Origin of the sequence: Thermaerobacillus caldiproteolyticus, from assembly GCF_013761245.1 — a bacterium.
Classification (GTDB): domain Bacteria; phylum Bacillota; class Bacilli; order Bacillales; family Anoxybacillaceae; genus Thermaerobacillus; species Thermaerobacillus caldiproteolyticus.
The window spans coordinates 217,687-235,761 of sequence record NZ_JACDUT010000004.1 but is presented as its reverse complement, the minus strand read 5'-3'; the positions used below and the strand labels follow the sequence as shown (position 1 = coordinate 235,761).

Below are 18,075 nucleotides of genomic sequence, written 5' to 3'. Positions count from 1 at the left end.
ATCCCCTTTTCCGTTACTTCGTTGTCACTTCACCGTTAATGATTTTTTGTTTCCATTGTTCAATCAGCTGTTGCTTATGCTCATCCCACGGTACTGCACGAATCTGTGCGAGTCCGACTCCGTTTTCCGCCAATCCAAGCTGAACCGTTCCGCTTGGCAAATCTCCTTTTGTTACGTATTGCTTTAAAACGGTAAACAAGGCAACGTCCACATTTTTAACCATGGATGTCACGACCGCTTTTTCCGCATAAAAATATTGGTCACTATCGACTCCAATCGCATACACCCCATGTGCTTCCGCTTCCCGAAGCGCGCCGACCCCTGTAAGTCCCGCCGCCGCATAAACGATATCGCATCCTTTTTGAAACATCTCTTTCGCAATCGTTGCGCCGAGCTTCTCATTTCCGAAGTCACCCGCATAAACGACATTAACAGAAGCAGAAGGTTTGATCGCGTGAACACCTTTTTCAAAACCTGCCTCGAATTTACGAATAAGCGGCACATCATCTCCACCGATAAAACCGACTCGATTCGTTTTCGTTGTCAATGCGGCGACGACGCCAGTCAAAAAGCTACCTTCATCTTCTTTAAATGTAATGGATGTTACGTTTTTTAATTTGGATACGGAATCAATTAAAATAAATCGTTGTTTCGGATATTGTCTCGCCACTTTTTCTAAATCCTCTTGCACCATAAAACCAAGACCAATGACAATGTCATTGCCTTCTTCGGCAAGCTCTTTTAAACCTTGTTCATACGTCTTCGTATCGCTCAATTCCCGATAATCAAAAATGATTCCTAATTCGTCGCGCGCTTTCATTAACCCGCGAAACGCGGAATCACTAAACGATTGATCTCCTAGTCCGACGTCCGACAACATAATCCCAACTTTGATTCGGTCTTTTTTCTTCGTTGCCTCTTGTGTCGAACAACCAGCTACGATACTAAATAAACTGATGAGTACGATGATAAGACATATGTGTTTCTGCTGTTTCATTTGCCTGTCCCCTCATTTTTTAAAATATGTCCATTGTTTTTATCGACAAGGCTGGAAATTTTTTAAGTTTTTTTATAAAAAAACGGAGCTGTTGTCAGCTCCACACACTATTTTTCTTTTACCGTATACGTCCAACCACTTTCTTGATATACTTTCTTTTCTTTCATCAAGCGACCTAATGCTCGTTTAAAGGCTGCTTTGCTCATTTGAAAACGCGCTTGAATATCCTCAGGGTCGCTTTTGTCGCTATACGGCATCGCCCCGCCGCGGCTTTCCATATAACGATAAATCATCTGCGCATCCTCGTCAATACTTTCATGTTTGCGCGGCAGCAGGGATACATTGACCGTTCCATCTTCTTTTACACCGATAATTCGGCCTTCGACTGCTTCACCAAGCCGCGGCTCTCTTCGGCGTTGTGATTCATGAATAAAACCAAGATATCCGACATCCGATATGATAAACGCCCCTACCTTAATGACCCGATAGACGCGACCGCAAATGTTTTGATTAAACACCGATTCCGGTGCTTTTATTGCAATTTCTTTCATGACCTCATCAGTCGCTAATTGTGCAAGCAACCGGCCACGTTTATCCGTTTTGAGAGAGCAATATAACATATCGCCGCGTTGTGGCCATAGTGACGGAAGCGTCGGCAAATCATCTACCGACACTAATACATCTTTGGAAATCCCAATATTGACAAACACGCCAAGCTTCGGTACAACGTCGGCAACTTCCACCCAGCCGTACGTTTCATTGGTAATTTTCGGCGTTTTTGTCGTTGCGCATAACCGTCCTTGATGATCATGATATAGAAACACCGTGACAGGCTCTTCAATCGCTAGCAAATGTTCCGTTTCGTTTTTAGGCAATAACACTTCCTCTTTTCCATTTGTTAAAAAATAGCCAAACGGCACTTCCCTTTTTACTGTTAATGTTGTTATTTCTCCGGGTACAAATCGTTCCATGTTCACATCTTCCTTTTTTCATTGTTCGTCAGAAAAAGTTGTTTCACATGCTACATTTTACTATAATGAAACCAAATGACCAAACTTTGTTGGAGGTATTTTATGTCAAAAGAAAGCTCATTTGATATTGTATCCAAAGTTGATCTATCTGAAGTCACCAACGCGATTCATATTGCTATGAAAGAAATTCAAAACCGCTATGATTTTAAAGGAAGCAAAAGCGACATTTCTTTGGAAAAAGACGAGCTAGTGTTAATTTCGGACGACGAATTTAAATTGGAGCAGCTGAAAGATGTGCTTATCGGTAAACTCATTAAGCGCGGCGTGCCAACGAAAAATATTCAATATGGAAAAGTGGAACCTGCCTCTGGAGGAACGGTTCGTCAGCGCGCGAAACTCGTTCAAGGCATCGACAAAGAGAACGCGAAAAAAATTAACACAATTATTAAAAATACAGGGCTAAAAGTCAAAAGCCAAATTCAAGAGGATCAAATTCGCGTCAGCGGCAAAAGCAAAGACGATTTGCAAAAAGTGATCGCTGCGATTCGTGAAGCAGACTTGCCAATCGATGTGCAATTTGTTAACTATCGATGAAGAAAAAGAAGGTTATCTCACGAAGGTCTAACTCCCTCACTTCCACAATATTTGTGGGTGTCATTAAGGGGTTAGGCCTTTTTGCTTTTTTCATTGTATAAACACAGCGCAGCGTCAAAGAATAAAAAATTAATAGTTGAATATTTTCGCAAAATTATTTACATTATATATAAATTCATTTCGTCAAAACTTCATAACCATTTCTTATCAAGAGAGGGGGAGGGACTGGCCCAGTGAACCCTCAGCAACCGACTTTCGACCGCATTTTCGAAAGTCCAGGTGCTAATTCCAGACAGGCGTTTCGCTTGGAAGATAAGAAGAGACAATGCTCACAAAAAGTCTTCTTCTTATGGAAGGCTTTTTTATTTTACTGTCTAGCTCGCCTTGCAACGCCTAATGGAAAATAACCTTCCTTCGTCGAAATGCCAGCATTTCTCATCGAAAGAACATTTTCCTTACGGCATTAAGCAAGCGGCTCTGATTTTGTTATTGCCTAGCTTCAGCGGCTAGCTCTCTTCTGCCAAATGACCTTCTCCCTTGAGGTGGCAAGCACCTCTTCGGGCGAAGAAGAGCTGTTCGCGCCGCTTCCACTTTTCTTACTTTATATCGAACGGGGGAATGAACATGGGGCTTCTCGAAGATTTAAAAGAACGAATCGTCATCGCCGATGGTGCGATGGGAACATTATTATACTCTCATGGAGCGGATCGATGTTTTGAAGAGTTGAACCTATCAAAACCGGATGACATTATTCATATCCACGAAGCCTATATGGCTGCTGGAGCAGAAGTCATTCAAACGAATACATACGGCGCGAACTATATAAAGCTCGCCCGTTACGGTTTGGAAGACGAAGTAAAAACGATCAACCGGGCAGCTGTAAAGTTGGCGAAACAAGCGGCAGCAAATCATGCCTACGTACTTGGAACGATTGGCGGTTTGCGCAGCATCAACAAAAGCTCCCTTACCATCGAAGAAATCAAACGAACATTCCGCGAACAACTATATGTGCTGTTGCACGAAGATATTGACGGTCTGTTACTCGAAACGTATTACGACCTAGAAGAGTTAAAAACAGTGCTAACAATTGCCCGAAAAGAAACGGACAAACCGATTATCGCCCATGTCACCCTTCATGATGTTGGCGTTTTACAAGATGGTACTCCCCTTGCCGATGCAATTGTGCAATTAGAACAATTAGGTGCCGATGTTGTCGGACTCAACTGTCATCTTGGTCCGTACCATATGATTCGCTCTCTTGAAGAAGTGCCGTTGCCGACAACTGCCTTTCTTTCTGCTTATCCGAACGCAAGCTTACCGGATTATCGCGACGGTCGTCTTGTGTACGAAACGAATGCCGCTTACTTTGAAGAAACGGCACTTTCGTTTCGCGAACAAGGCGTTCGCCTCATTGGCGGCTGTTGCGGCACAACACCAAAACATATTGAAGCGATTGCCCGCGCACTAAAAGACCGCACTCCAATTCATGAAAAAACGGTAAAACCTCGCAGAACGGTCGTTTCCATTCAAGAGGTCGAACAAGAAAACGAGCCGCCGTTACAAGAAATTGTGCGCAAGCGGCATTCGGTCATCGTCGAACTGGACCCGCCAAAAAAACTGGGGATCACCAAATTCTTAGAAGGAGCGAAGGCGCTTAAAGAGGTGAATATCGATGCGCTTACTTTGGCGGATAATTCATTGGCGACCCCACGCATTAGCAACATGGCGCTCGGAACGATTGTCAAACAACAGCTCGGCGTTCGCCCGCTCATTCATATTACGTGCCGCGACCGCAATTTAATTGGATTGCAATCGCATTTAATGGGCTTACATACGCTCGGTATTACCGACGTGCTTGCGGTCACCGGTGATCCGTCGAAAATCGGCGATTTTCCGGGAGCAACATCCGTATATGATTTATCGTCATTTGATTTAATTCAACTCATCCGTCAATTTAATGAGGGGTTATCATATTCCGGAAAGCCGCTCGGGCAAAAAACAAACTTTTCGATTGCCGCAGCGTTTAATCCGAACGTTCGCCACCTCGACAAAGCGGTTGAGCGTCTCGAAAAGAAAATTCGTTGCGGCGCCGACTACTTTATTTCCCAGCCTCTTTATTCCGAACAGCAAATCGAGGAAGTGTATGAGGCAACGAAACATCTCGAAGCACCGATTTATATCGGAATTATGCCGCTTACAAGCGCGCGCAATGCTGATTTCCTTCACCATGAAGTGCCGGGAATTACCCTTTCTGAAAAGATTCGTTCCCGCATGGCCTCATGCGCCAACAACCCAATTCAATCAGCGCGCGAAGGAATTGCGATTGCGAAATCGTTAATTGATGCTGCCTTTGATTTATTTAACGGCATTTACTTAATTACACCGTTTTTACGTTATGAAATGACCGTCGAACTCGCTCATTACATCCATGAAAAAGAGCAGGCCGCTCAAGAAAGGGAGGTACTCCATGGCTAGCACACAGTTACAACAACAGCTCGAAAAAAAAATCTTAATTATCGACGGCGCGATGGGAACGATGATTCAAAGCGCCCAATTAACGGCGGAGGATTTCGGCGGAGAACAATACGAAGGATGTAACGAATATTTGTCGCTGACCGCCCCTCACGTCATCGAACACATTCATGAAGCGTATTTGCAGGCGGGAGCAGACATTATCGAAACAAACACGTTCGGTGCTACAAGCATCGTATTAGACGAATACGGACTAAGTCATCTGGCATTAGAACTCAACATTCAATCAGCCAAACTCGCTAAAAAAGCGGCCGAAGCCTATTCCACTTCCGAATGGCCTCGCTTTGTCGCTGGTTCGATGGGACCGACGACAAAAACGTTGTCGGTCACCGGAGGAATTACGTTTGACGAATTAGTTGCAGCCTATGAAGAACAAGCGCGCGGACTGCTCATCGGCGGCGTCGATCTTCTTCTTTTAGAGACATGTCAAGATACGCTTAATGTAAAAGCAGGATTTATCGGCATTTCACAAGCATTTGAAAAACTAGGAAAAAAAGTGCCCTTAATGATTTCCGGAACAATTGAACCGATGGGAACGACGTTGGCTGGGCAAAACATCGAATCATTTTTTATCTCGATTCAACATATGAAACCATTTGCTGTGGGACTAAACTGCGCGACCGGTCCAGAATTTATGACCGACCATTTACGCTCACTTGCCTCCCTTGCGAACACAGCGGTTAGCTGTTATCCGAACGCCGGTCTTCCTGACGAAGAAGGTCATTACCACGAAACGCCGGAAATGCTAGCGAAAAAAATTCAACGTTTCGCTGAAAAAGGATGGATTAACATTGTTGGTGGTTGTTGTGGTACAACACCGGATCATATTCGCGCCGTCGCTGAAGCGGTAAAGCATATTCCACCGCGTCCGATTCCGTCATCATTTGAAGCCCATGCGGTATCCGGCATTGAACCGCTCATTTATGAAGAAACGATGCGTCCTCTCTTTGTCGGGGAGCGAACGAACGTGATCGGCTCCCGAAAATTTAAGCGGCTCATTGCTGAAGGAAAATACGAAGAAGCTGCGGAAATTGCACGTGCCCAAGTCAAAAATGGAGCGCATGTCATCGACATTTGTTTAGCCGACCCGGATCGAGACGAAAAAGAGGATATGGAGCGCTTTATCCAACATGTCGTGAAAAAAGTAAAAGTGCCGCTCGTCATCGATTCAACCGACGAAAATGTCATCGAACGCGCCCTTTCCTATTCCCAAGGAAAAGCGATTATTAACTCGATTAACTTAGAAGACGGCGAAGAACGATTTGAAAAAATTGTTCCTCTTATTCACAAATACGGTGCAGCTGTCGTTGTCGGAACGATCGATGAACAGGGAATGGCAATTCATGCAGAGCGAAAGCTGGAGATTGCCTTGCGCTCCTATGATTTACTCGTCAACAAATACGGGATTTCCCCGCACGATATTATTTTTGATCCGCTTGTCTTTCCGGTCGGTACCGGCGATGAACAATATATTGGCGCCGCCAAAGAAACCATTGAAGGCATTCGCCTTATTAAAGAACGATTGCCGCACTGTTTGACGATTCTCGGCATCAGCAATGTTTCGTTCGGCTTACCGCCGGTTGGCCGTGAAATTTTAAATTCTGTCTTTCTTTACCATTGCACACAAGCGGGATTAGATTATGCGATTGTCAATACAGAAAAGCTCGAACGGTTTGCCTCCATTCCGGAAGAGGAAGTAAAATTAGCGGAAGCGTTGTTGTTTGACACAAACGATGAAACATTGAACGCCTTTATTCAATTTTATCGTGACAAAACGAAAGAAACGAAAAAACCGAATACAACGCTCACCTTGGAAGAACGGCTGGCAAACTATGTTGTCGAAGGAACGAAAGAAGGATTATTCGCCGATCTGGAACTTGCCTTGCAAACGTATTCCGACCCGCTGCAAATTATTAACGGACCGTTAATGGCGGGCATGGATGAAGTCGGTCGATTGTTCAATGACAACCAGCTCATTGTCGCTGAAGTATTGCAAAGCGCAGAAGTGATGAAAGCAGCCGTCGCCTTTTTAGAACCGTATATGGAAAAAACAGAAAGCAGCACAAAAGGAAAAGTGTTGCTCGCCACAGTCAAAGGCGACGTTCATGATATCGGAAAAAACTTAGTGGACATCATTTTAAGCAATAACGGCTTTCATGTTGTCGATTTAGGAATTAAAGTGACGCCGCAACAGCTCATTGAAGCGGTTTATGCAGAGAAGCCTGACATTATCGGCCTTTCCGGGCTGCTTGTCAAATCGGCGCAGCAAATGGTCCTCACCGCCCAAGATTTGCAGCAAGCGGGAATTTCGATCCCGATTTTAGTAGGCGGCGCGGCATTATCACGAAAATTTACGGAAAATAAAATTGCCCCGGAATACGATGGCATTGTATTATACGCCAAAGACGCGATGGACGGGCTGGCGCTTGCGAACCGCTTACAACAAGACGAGATTTCTTATACAAAAACGGAAAAGCACTTCGTTACATCCAACACGACTGCACCAACCGTGACAGTTACAAAATCAAATGTAGCTACTGATGTGCCTGTCTTTGAACCAACCGATTTAGAACGTCACGTACTGAAGGAATTTTCTCTTTCGCATATTGAACCTTACATTAACTGGCAAATGCTTTTAGGTCATCATCTTGGATTAAAAGGAAAAGTGAAAAAGCTTTTGGCTGAACAAGATGAAAAGGCACTTATGCTGAAACAGCTTATCGATGAACTGCTCGATAAAGCAAAACAACAACAATGGATTGTGCCAGCGGCTGTGTATCAATTTTTTCCAGCGCAAAGTGAAGGAAATAAAATCTATATTTACTCTCCAGAAGATCAAAAAACTGTTATCGAAACGTTTGAGTTTCCGCGGCAAGCGAAAGCTCCTTATCTCTGTTTAGCCGATTACGTCAAATCAGTCGAAAGCGGACAAATTGATTATGTAGGCTTTTTTGCCGTCACCGCCGGAAAAGGCATTCGCGAATTAGCACAACAATGGAAAGAAAGCGGCGAATTTTTGCGCAGCCATGCAATTCAAGCATTGGCGCTAGAAGTCGCTGAAGGGCTGGCGGAGCGCATTCACCAAGTGATGCGCGACCGTTGGGGTTTCCCAGACGACCCTGATTTCACGATGGAAGAGCGATTTGCCGCTAAATATCAAGGCCAGCGGTTCTCATTTGGCTATCCAGCTTGCCCGAACCTTGAAGACCAAGAAAAACTATTCCGCTTACTGCATCCCGAAGAAATCGGCATTCAATTGACCGATGGGTTTATGATGGAACCGGAAGCCTCCGTTTCCGCCATCGTCTTCGCCCATCCGGAAGCGAAATATTTTAACGTATTATAAAAGGAAAAACAAAGGCGACCTACCCGCGCTTGAAGGCCTGCCGAAGCGTCGTGGGGGATGGTCGCCGCAGCTAGACAAAGCCGAGGTCCTTACCTAACTTCGGCTTTCCTTTTTCCAGACAGATCAAATATTTTTCTGCCATTGTCCCATACTAACGATAAAACAATGATTCATGAGGAGGAATGACAATGGCAACAAAACAGCAGACAACGCTGCCCCCGCAACATCAAAACCGCCAACCTGGATTGCAGACGGACATGAACCCCCAACCAATTTCGATAGGCAATCATTATCACGGAAATGGAAAACTAAACAATAAAGTCGCCATCATTAGCGGCGGTGACAGCGGGATTGGAAGAGCGGTCGCCATCCATTTTGCGAAAGAAGGAGCTGATGTGGCGATCATTTATTTAAACGAACATAAGGATGCCGAAGAAACAAAGCGCCAAGTCGAACAGGAAGGACGAAAATGCTTACTGTTTGCCGGTGATATTGGCGATGAACAGTTTTGTAAAGAAGCGGTGAAACAAACGATCAATCAATTCGGCAAACTCGACATTATTGTCAACAACGCAGCAGAACAACACCCGCAAAACAGTCTGCTTAATATTACATCACATCAACTTGAAAAAACGTTTCGCACGAACGTCTTTGGCTATTTTTATTTAACGAAAGCCGCGCTCCCGTACTTGCAACAAGGAAGCGTAATTATTAACACCGCCTCGATTACAGCGTATGAAGGAAATGAACAATTGCTTGACTACTCGGCCACAAAAGGAGCAATTGTCGCTTTTACACGTTCGTTAGCAAAATCGCTCGTACAACAAGGCATACGCGTCAACGGGGTCGCTCCCGGACCGATTTGGACACCGCTCATCCCATCGACATTTCCAAGCGACCAAGTGGCGACATTCGGAGGAAACACCCCGATGAAACGACCGGGACAACCGGGCGAAGTCGCTCCAAGCTACGTCTTTTTAGCCAGCGACGATTCTTCCTATATCACCGGGCAAATGATTCATGTCAACGGCGGGAAAATTGTGAATGGATAAAAAAGCAGAAATGCAGTGATTAAGCAAATGTTCTTCCCTCACAGAAGTGCGAGCACTTCTGTGAGGGAAAATTTATCCTAAAAGAGCTATACACCATTTGTCTTTCAGAAAAAGAGCTCATATATCATAAAAACTGTTCCGTATCAGTGGGACAGTTTTCTCTTTATTTGGTCATATACGCAGGGACAAGAAGAAAACCTTGAAAGAAACGGCTACATGTCACATCCTTTCCGCCACGAATGGCTGAAAAAGGAAGAATTTTTAACAAAAATCCCAGTTAGATATTTTTTATGTAATATTTTCTAACATCTTTATTGATTTTCTCTTAACATGCCAGCTACTATAAAGATGTGTACTGTTATAGGCTACGTTTCATCGACCTTTTGGACGTACAACAAAAGGTACCCCTCTCTTCTCTTGGCTTGCAACGATATGTTGCAAGTTTTTTCTTTTACCATGCCTATTCTCCCTTATTCCTAATGAAGGGTGCATTTCTACTGTGCTATCCACCATTGCCTCTTTTTCCCCGTCTTTCGTCGATTCTTCTCACTGGATACTTACTATTAGCGCAATGACAGACACTCAATTAACGATTTTTTCTGAGAAGCAGCGCAGTTTGTCACATTGGCTTCACTTCCTCGCTTAGTATAGGTATCTATCAGCCCTATTTTCACTTCTCCTATACTCAAAATCCCTCAACTGATACTCAATGAATTCATTCTAATACACCATAATAAGAAAAATTTGTAACCAAGTATTTTTCCTTCTCTCATATCATCTAGCTACTCATGCTTTATTCCCAGCTTTTAATGTTCTTTCACCGCTCACAGTTTGAATTCCCTTGAATGGTTTCCCCGTTCCATGTATTCCCCCATTATCTGAGCACTACAATGATAATTTACAGCTATATAACCAATAGTATATTTTTTAGCACTATGTAAAAATAAAGTGCGTACTTTTTAAAAAAAATCGTACATAGTATACTCATCGTTGTGTAACACACAATAAACTTTTATGAGGGGTGAAGAATTTTATGGAATTACAATTAGCATTGGATCTTGTAAACATTCCAGAAGCGAAGAAGCTGGTGAAAGAAGTTGCGGAGTATGTTGATATCGTAGAAATTGGCACACCAGTTATTATTAATGAAGGCCTTAAAGCAGTGAAGGAGATCAAACAAGAATTCCCTCACTTAAAAGTATTGGCAGACTTAAAAATCATGGATGCGGCCGCATATGAAGTGATGAAAGCATCCGAAGCTGGCGCTGATATTATCACTATACTTGGAGTTGCTGAAGATCTGTCCATCAAGGGTGCCATTGAAGAAGCTAAAAAACAAGGAAAAAAAATCTTGGTTGACATGATCGGGGTTAAAAATTTAGAAGAACGAGCTAAAGAAGTTGATGAATTTGGAGCAGACTATATTTGTGTGCACACGGGTTACGATCTTCAAGCAGTCGGAAAAAACTCTCTTGAAGACCTTCTGACAATTAAACGTGTCGTGAAAAATGCGAAAACTGCCATCGCAGGCGGCATTAAATTAAACACGTTGCCGGAAGTCATTAAAGCAAAACCGGATCTTATCATTGTAGGTGGCGGTATTACCGGACAAGAAGATAAAAAAGCTGTAGCTGCTGAAATGAAAAAATTGATCAATCAAGGGTGAATAACACTCATGCAGACTACGCAATATTTAGTTGAAATCATAAAAGAGCTAAATCATACTGTTAATTTAATAGCTGATGAAGAAGCTGAAAAACTGGTAAATGGGATTCTGGAATCAAAGAAAATCTTTGTAGCTGGCGCAGGTAGATCTGGATTGATGTCCAAATCCTTTGCGATGAGAATGATGCACATGGGTTTAGATGCCTACGTAGTAGGCGAAACCATAACGCCTAACTTAGAAAAAGATGACATCTTGATCATCGGATCCGGTTCAGGAGAAACGAAAAGTCTGGTTTCCATGGCTGAGAAAGCCAAAAGCTTAGGTGCAACCGTAGCGCTTGTTACGCTTTTCCCTGAATCGACTATTGGACAATTAGCAGATATCAAGGTTAAATTACATGGCTCACCTAAAGACAAATCGGACAGCGGATACAAGACTATACAGCCAATGGGGTCACTGTTTGAGCAAACCCTCTTATTATTCTATGATGCGATCATATTGAGGTGTATGGAGAAAAAGGGGTTGGACTCCAATACTATGTTCAAAAGACATGCCAATCTTGAGTAGAGTAAGGAGTCCTGGTTAGAATTTTAAACTAATTCAAGTAATTGATCAAACTAAATTTTTATCTACGAAAACAAGAGATAAAAAAGGCCGCAAAGCTTTCTTTAAGAAGCGCTTTGCGGTCTTTTTTTCATTAGAGTCGTGCCTATCACGCTCAAGGAGTATGGGATTTCTTTTCTTTTTAGTGAGAATACACCACCAATAAGGTATGGTGGTTTTTCAATCAATTCTAGAAGTAAAAACTGCTCATGAATATTTTAGGTTTTGGGCATGTTGCCGTTCGGTATGCGAAAGCGACAGGTCTTCACGTTCGTTGTCGCTATTAATTTAGAGAACTAAAGAGCTTGCTGCTAATCTTGTTGTAAATTTTCTAAAAAAGGATGCAGCACAATTTATGAAAGAAAAAGCAGGCAATGCACCATATTATTTGAATCATAGAAAAGGCGTTCCCTATAGGAGAACGCCTCAATAAATCATTTTACTTGGTTAATAACTTAATAAATTCGCGCATAAACGCTGGTAAATCTGGCCATGCATGAGCAGATACGAAATTGTTGTCAACATGAGTTGGCTCAGATACATAGTTTGCACCAATTGCTTCTACACCCGGCTTGCAGGCAATGTATGCGGTCATGCTGCGTCCTTTCATAACATCAGGAAGAGTTTCCAATACAAGCGAAGCATGGCAAATCGCCGCTACTGGTTTGTTAGCTTCAAAGAAGTGACGTACGATTTTTGGCAAGTTTTCATCAAGACGGATATATTCTGGTGCACGTCCTCCTGGAATAATGAGCGCATCGTACTGTGTTGGATCGATTTCTGCAAATGATGCGTGCGCATCAATGAGATAGCCTGGTTTTTCTACAAAAGTATCCCAATCAGCGAAATCGTGAACAACTGTATGCAGTTTCTTTTTCTTTGGTGCAGCGATTGTAACATCAAAACCTTCCTCTAACAAACGATAATACGGATAATAAATCTCTAACGCTTCCACTGCATCTCCAGTAACAATTAATACTTTTTTGCTCATATTGAATAACCTCCTCCACTATTATGATAAAAGAATTTCACACATCACTTTTTATTGGCAAAGTGTACTTTCACTGCTTGAAATGGATAAAGGATTTTTTAGTTTTTTGGCTTAAATAAAAGGCAACGCTAGTACAATTAAATATTTAAAAGCAATACAGTATTCTTAGCTTCGAGATTTTCAATCATTTCATACCAAGACTTCGGTTTGTTCGATAAGACAGAATAATAACGTTTCAAAAACTTCACCACAAGCTCCGCCGGAAGTTCATTCACGCTATCGTCCATCGGAAGGAAACAAAGATCAAGCCCGGTTACCGCTTCTCCATCGTTGTTCCAAGATGGATGGACATAAGGGAAGTCAAGCCGCTTATAACCAAGATGAGACAATACCTCACGACGAACATATGGGTCCATCGGCTTAACTCCGCCAAATTCATAATGCTCTACCCGATAAGGATCATAAATTTCAGCAAACATGCCATATAACTGCTTTCCATTTGCTGAAGCCCAGTTGTTTAAATCCTCCAACCTCTTTTGGGCTAAAAATCGACCAATCCCTAGTCCTGCTTGGCCGATGATCGTGAAATCCGTCATCGCGACATTTAAATCTTCATAATAGCGGTACTCGGTCGCACCTACTACCTCCCCTTCATGAACCGCAACGCACACGCGAATTCCCGGATCTTCCAAAGGCTCTTTCCAAAGCTCGAATGCTAATACTTCTTCGGGAGGAAATACGTTTTGCATCAACTGATGCATTTTTTTAAACAACGGGTCTTCAATACTCGTAATTCTCCGATATTCCACCTTCATCATTCTCCTTGTCAAGATTTTGATGTATAAAAAGGATTTCTCCATTCCATCAGTGCTGCATAATTACAAGATTCTTCATCCTCTAAATAGTTAGCTATCACTTTCACAGGGGTACGGCCGCAACGAAGCAGGAAGGTAATCACAGGATCCTTCAATTCCCCTTTTACAACAGCTTCGAGGTATTGCTCCGCTGTCATCTCATCAGCTTTTTTATGATATCCAGGCATTCTTCCTCCGCCTAACAGCCGTTCTAATCCCAATTGAATGACGACTTCATACATGGATAACATCAGCCATTTTCCTAATCCTAATTTGCGATAAGCAGGGCGCACGCCAATATCGACTACATAGAGCGTATTTCCATTTGGATTATGATTGCGAATATATCCATTATCCGTGATCTCTTCCCATGTATGTTCCGGATGGTTGGGGTCAAAGTCAACAATCAATCCTGTCATCGATCCCGCGATTTCACCATCCACCTCAACACATAAGGCGCCCTCTGGAAATAGCGTAACATGGTTTTTCAGCTGTTCCGTGTTCCACCATAATTCAGACGGGAATGGCGGGGGAAAACTTTCCTGTTGAATGCGGATTAAGCCGGGAAAGTCCTTTTCTTCATAATTTCGGATTACCGCTGGTACAGGCCGGTCCTGGTCAAAGACATAAAACTCCTTTCTATACATTCTTCTCCCTCCTCATAGAGCAGTTAGCCTCACCTTATTTCCAATCCGGATAAAGATCTGTGCGTCGATCACGCCACGTGGTGACGGAACCGCTTTCTCGAACTTGATATAACAGTTCTAAATCAAGATCAGCGGTGACAATCATATCATGGTTGATTTCCCCTTCTACCAAGATGCCGCGCGGAGGAAATGGAATATCGTTTGGCGTAATCACTGCTGCTTGCCCAAAGTTCGCCCGCATAAAGTCAACTGTCGGAAGGGAACCTACTGTACCAGTCGTGACGACATAGACTTGATTTTCAATGGCTCTTGCATGGCTTGTGTAACGAACACGATGGAATCCATGACGATCATCAGTGCAAGAAGGACAGAAAATGACATCAGCGCCTTTCGCTTTAGCTATGCGAACAATTTCAGGAAACTCAATGTCATAGCATGTCAACATCGCAATAGTTCCTTTTTCAGTTTCGAACACTTGAAGATCATCGCCAGGTGACATGTTCCATTCTTTTACTTCCGTAGGTGTAATATGAAGTTTTGCCTGTTCGGCGACTCTTCCATCTGGATAGAATAAATGAGCAACGTTGTATAATTTGTCGCCTTTGCGGATGACATGAGTTCCACCAATAATATGCATCTTTGTTTTCTTAGCCAAATTGATAAATAAATCCCGATACTGTTCTGTAAAATCAGGGAGATCTTGAATCGTTAAAGGTTGTCCTTGTTCATTGCCAATGGACATGAGCTGAGTAGTAAAAAATTCTGGGAATAAGACAAAATCTGTATCAAACTCTTGAGCTGTTTTAATGTAATGCTCCACTTGTTGAGCAAATTCTTCGAATGATTGTATCGTATGGAGATGATATTGAACGGCTGAAACTCTTAGTTTCATCAGTCTCCTCCTTTCTTGTCATCAATCCAGAAAAATTTCACCCCATTCATGTTATGATGGCGATGATACTGATATTATTAGGCACATAAATAGTTTTAACAAGTACACACTTTCATGTTACATAGTGTAAAAAAGTATACTACAGGGAATAAACGAAAAAGGATGAATCTGTAGAAGCCACGTTAAAGGGAAATGATGATGGGGGCGGGATATATAGTAAGGACCTAGAGACACTAAAAGAGTTTCTGACAGTCTACATATGGACAATCACCAACGTATATGGGGAAAAAACAAAGGGCAGCGGATCTTTGATCAAGATACTGCCCTTTAGTTTTTTTATAACTTATAATGAACTTTCGTTACTTTTTTCTCAATCGTTATCTTAGTGAGTGCGTATCTCTACATGATTTAACAAAACATAATGGATGGGGTAATTTCAAACACTAAAAAAAGAGAGTTGTTTACTTAATGGACTCGTTGATTTTTACTTGGTCTTTCACGACATTCTCCATATAATTTTTTCCCCATTCATACATAGCATCGAGAATTGGGATCAGACTTTTTCCATGCTCGGTCAGCGAATATTCCACTTTTGGTGGAACAACGGGATAGACTTTGCGTTGAACAATGAGGTCTGCTTCGAGTTCTCGCAACTGGTTCACAAGCATTCTTTGGGTAATCCCCGGCATAAGAGCCTTCAGTTCACCAAATCTCTTCGTTCCTTCTTTTCCTAGATGCCATAAAATAAGCATTTTCCACTTACCACCAATGACAGCAAGTGTCAATTCTTTTTCACAGTTATATATCTTGCCACAAACATGTCCCATTTATTCCACCTCCATCAACTTATTATAACTAGATAGTATACTTTTTACCACTATATGATAATAATGCATGTACTTACAAATAGATATTATACACATTTGAACATTTTATTCCCCCTATAACAGCCACGATTCATTCCTTTTCATAAGTAAAGGTCTTTTTATGAATATATTCCATCATCGTATCTTCATACCTACTATAACCATAAGTATACTTTTTTATACTATATTATATTTTTATCACTACGTGATAATAAAGTGCGTACTTTTAAAGATAGATTATACAGATTATACTAGCGTCTGTACAGCAAATCATAAGCACGGGAGGGAACAGCATGAATCGTTTTACTATTTTACGTGATAGGCAGCCAATGCTGTACAAAATCCATATGCAAGCATTAGTCTTTATGAAATTTCCGTAGAAAGAAGAATATATATCCGCAGTGTTTTATGCTCTAGATGTTAATTTTTAAACAATAGAAAATAATAGAAAATCTGACAAGACCTAATAGATTTAAAAACCTTTTAGTAAAAGAGAAGAAATTGAGAGTTTTTCTGTTTTGAAAATGGTTTAAAAAGATGGAGGTGAATTGAAAGTGGATTCGATGACCTTTGTCTTGTTTGGGGCAACAGGTGATTTAGCCAAAAGAAAAATTTTTCCTGCATTATATCATTTATTTCTCGATCAAAAAATGCCTCCTTCGTTTTCCGTTATTGGGGTGAGCAAAAGAGAATTATCCGATGTTGAATTTCAAGCATATGTGGAAAATTCATTAAGAACATTTTCTAGACGTTTGACAAATGACCGTTCCAAAATGGAAGAGTTTCTCCATGCGTTTCGTTATACTTCTTTAGATGTAACGAATGCCCAAGGGTATAAAAAGTTGCTTGAAATGGTTCAACGACGTGAAAAAGAATTGAATATTCCTGAAAACCGCATGTTTTATTTATCTGTTGCGCCGGAATTTTTTGAGGTGATTGCAGCAAACATCAAGGAAAGTGGACTAGGATCCGCCAAAGGTTGGAAACGCCTGATTATCGAAAAACCGTTTGGTCACGATGTAAAATCAGCGCAAGATTTAAATAAAAAGTTAAGTCAAGCTTTTGAAGAAGACGAAATTTATCGAGTAGATCATTACCTTGGGAAGCCGATGGTTCAGAACTTGGAAGCTATAAAATTTGCCAACTCTGTATTTCAAGCAATCTGGAACAATCAGTATATAGCCAATGTACAAATTACAGCTAGCGAAACGGTTGGAGTTGAAGAAAGAGCAGGTTATTATGACCAGGCAGGGGCCATTCGCGATATGGTTCAAAATCATATGTTACAATTGTTGATGATGACCGCTATGCACCTTCCAAAACGGATCAGCGCAAAAGACATCCGGAATGAGAAAAGAAAAATCATGGAATCTCTTCGGCCAATACAGAAAGAAGAAGTAAGTTTACACGTTGTTCGCGGTCAATATGGTCCTGGAGAAATCGATGGAAAACCAGTTGTCGGATATAAAGAAGAACCCGGAATAACTGCTTCTTCAACAACGGATACGTTTGTTGCGGCTCGTTTGTGGATTGATGATGAGGTTTGGAGAGGGGTACCATTCTATATCCGCACAGGTAAAAGAATGAAGGAAAAGTCCACACGTATTGTGATTGAATTCAAAAATCCATTAAAGGAATGGTATTTACCGAAAAATGAGGAACCAGCTCCTAATCTTTTAGTGATTCAAATCAATCCGAACGAAGGAGTTTCATTGCAATTAAATAATAAAAATGTATTAAACGATGGAAGGATTGAACCCGTCCATATGCACTTTTCGACTAATCAGAAAGATGTACCCGAAGCCTATGAGCTCTTGATTTTCGACTCTTTATGCGGTGATTCGACTTTCTTTGCTCATTGGAACGAAGTTGAACTATCTTGGAAGTGGGTTCAACCCATTTTGGATGCATTTGAGGAGAATCTCCTTCCTCTTCACTCATATCTTGCAGGTTCGATGGGACCAGAAGCTTCTCATCAATTATTGGAGGAGGCCGGATTTCATTGGTGGTAGTTAAGCATGACTATAGGTTGTCAATATAAGAAATAGAAGCCACATTTAATAA

Annotated in this window: 14 protein-coding genes and 1 riboswitch; of the genes, 7 read left to right on the top strand and 7 right to left on the bottom strand. The window is 41.9% G+C overall.

Going from position 1 to position 18,075, the window contains the following annotated elements; genetic code table 11:
- Nucleotides 1-13: 13 nt before the first annotated feature.
- Nucleotides 14-997 carry a BMP family lipoprotein gene (locus HNR31_RS08095; protein WP_181555746.1) on the bottom strand — a complete coding sequence of 328 codons (984 nt, stop codon included), beginning with the start codon at nucleotides 995-997 and terminating at the stop codon, nucleotides 14-16.
- A gap of 107 nt (nucleotides 998-1,104) precedes the next feature.
- Nucleotides 1,105-1,968 (bottom strand): CvfB family protein, encoded by an 864-nt coding sequence (locus HNR31_RS08090; protein ID WP_181555745.1) that lies wholly within the window; start codon nucleotides 1,966-1,968, stop codon nucleotides 1,105-1,107.
- A 102-nt stretch (nucleotides 1,969-2,070) separates the two neighbouring features.
- On the opposite strand from HNR31_RS08090, the gene HNR31_RS08085 reads away from it, so the two are divergent.
- The 6 genes from HNR31_RS08085 (at nucleotide 2,071) to hxlB (ending at nucleotide 11,725) form a co-directional block, all read left to right on the top strand.
- Nucleotides 2,071-2,562: a YajQ family cyclic di-GMP-binding protein gene (locus tag HNR31_RS08085; protein WP_181555744.1), complete on the top strand. Its 492-nt coding sequence runs from the start codon at nucleotides 2,071-2,073 to the stop codon at nucleotides 2,560-2,562.
- A gap of 201 nt (nucleotides 2,563-2,763) precedes the next feature.
- Nucleotides 2,764-2,881: riboswitch (SAM riboswitch) on the top strand.
- 305 nt (nucleotides 2,882-3,186) lie between these two features.
- Nucleotides 3,187-5,037, top strand: coding sequence for a bifunctional homocysteine S-methyltransferase/methylenetetrahydrofolate reductase (locus HNR31_RS08080; protein WP_181555743.1), 1,851 nt, complete (start codon nucleotides 3,187-3,189; stop codon nucleotides 5,035-5,037).
- The gene (metH, locus tag HNR31_RS08075; RefSeq protein WP_181555742.1) at nucleotides 5,030-8,440 is read left to right on the top strand and encodes a methionine synthase; all 3,411 of its coding nucleotides are present in this window, start codon (nucleotides 5,030-5,032) and stop codon (nucleotides 8,438-8,440) included. Before HNR31_RS08080 ends, metH begins: the two co-directional genes overlap by 8 nt.
- A gap of 188 nt (nucleotides 8,441-8,628) precedes the next feature.
- Complete coding sequence (locus HNR31_RS08070; RefSeq protein ID WP_181555741.1) at nucleotides 8,629-9,492, top strand: SDR family oxidoreductase; 864 nt, start codon at nucleotides 8,629-8,631, stop codon at nucleotides 9,490-9,492.
- 1,033 nt (nucleotides 9,493-10,525) lie between these two features.
- Entirely contained in the window at nucleotides 10,526-11,158 is a 633-nt protein-coding gene (hxlA, locus tag HNR31_RS08065; protein ID WP_181555740.1) for a 3-hexulose-6-phosphate synthase, read from the top strand.
- A gap of 9 nt (nucleotides 11,159-11,167) precedes the next feature.
- Complete coding sequence (hxlB, locus tag HNR31_RS08060) at nucleotides 11,168-11,725, top strand: 6-phospho-3-hexuloisomerase (RefSeq protein WP_181555739.1); 558 nt, start codon at nucleotides 11,168-11,170, stop codon at nucleotides 11,723-11,725.
- Nucleotides 11,726-12,200: 475 nt separating this feature from the next.
- On the opposite strand, the gene HNR31_RS08055 is transcribed toward hxlB, so the two are convergent.
- From HNR31_RS08055 to HNR31_RS08035, 5 genes are all read right to left on the bottom strand, one after another.
- The gene (locus HNR31_RS08055; RefSeq protein WP_181555738.1) at nucleotides 12,201-12,752 is read right to left on the bottom strand and encodes a DJ-1/PfpI family protein; all 552 of its coding nucleotides are present in this window, start codon (nucleotides 12,750-12,752) and stop codon (nucleotides 12,201-12,203) included.
- 137 nt (nucleotides 12,753-12,889) lie between these two features.
- Complete coding sequence (locus HNR31_RS08050) at nucleotides 12,890-13,561, bottom strand: GNAT family N-acetyltransferase (RefSeq protein WP_181555737.1); 672 nt, start codon at nucleotides 13,559-13,561, stop codon at nucleotides 12,890-12,892.
- 17 nt (nucleotides 13,562-13,578) lie between these two features.
- A complete protein-coding gene (locus HNR31_RS08045) occupies nucleotides 13,579-14,253 on the bottom strand; it encodes a GNAT family N-acetyltransferase (RefSeq protein WP_181555736.1) in 675 nt (224 codons plus the stop codon).
- A 34-nt stretch (nucleotides 14,254-14,287) separates the two neighbouring features.
- Entirely contained in the window at nucleotides 14,288-15,145 is an 858-nt protein-coding gene (locus HNR31_RS08040; protein WP_181555735.1) for a carbon-nitrogen hydrolase family protein, read from the bottom strand.
- A gap of 461 nt (nucleotides 15,146-15,606) precedes the next feature.
- A complete protein-coding gene (locus tag HNR31_RS08035; protein ID WP_181555734.1) occupies nucleotides 15,607-15,972 on the bottom strand; it encodes a winged helix-turn-helix transcriptional regulator in 366 nt (121 codons plus the stop codon).
- 593 nt (nucleotides 15,973-16,565) lie between these two features.
- Between HNR31_RS08035 and zwf the strand changes: the two genes are divergently transcribed.
- Nucleotides 16,566-18,023 carry a glucose-6-phosphate dehydrogenase gene (gene zwf / locus HNR31_RS08030; protein WP_181555733.1) on the top strand — a complete coding sequence of 486 codons (1,458 nt, stop codon included), beginning with the start codon at nucleotides 16,566-16,568 and terminating at the stop codon, nucleotides 18,021-18,023.
- The last annotated feature ends 52 nt before the right edge of the window (nucleotides 18,024-18,075 follow it).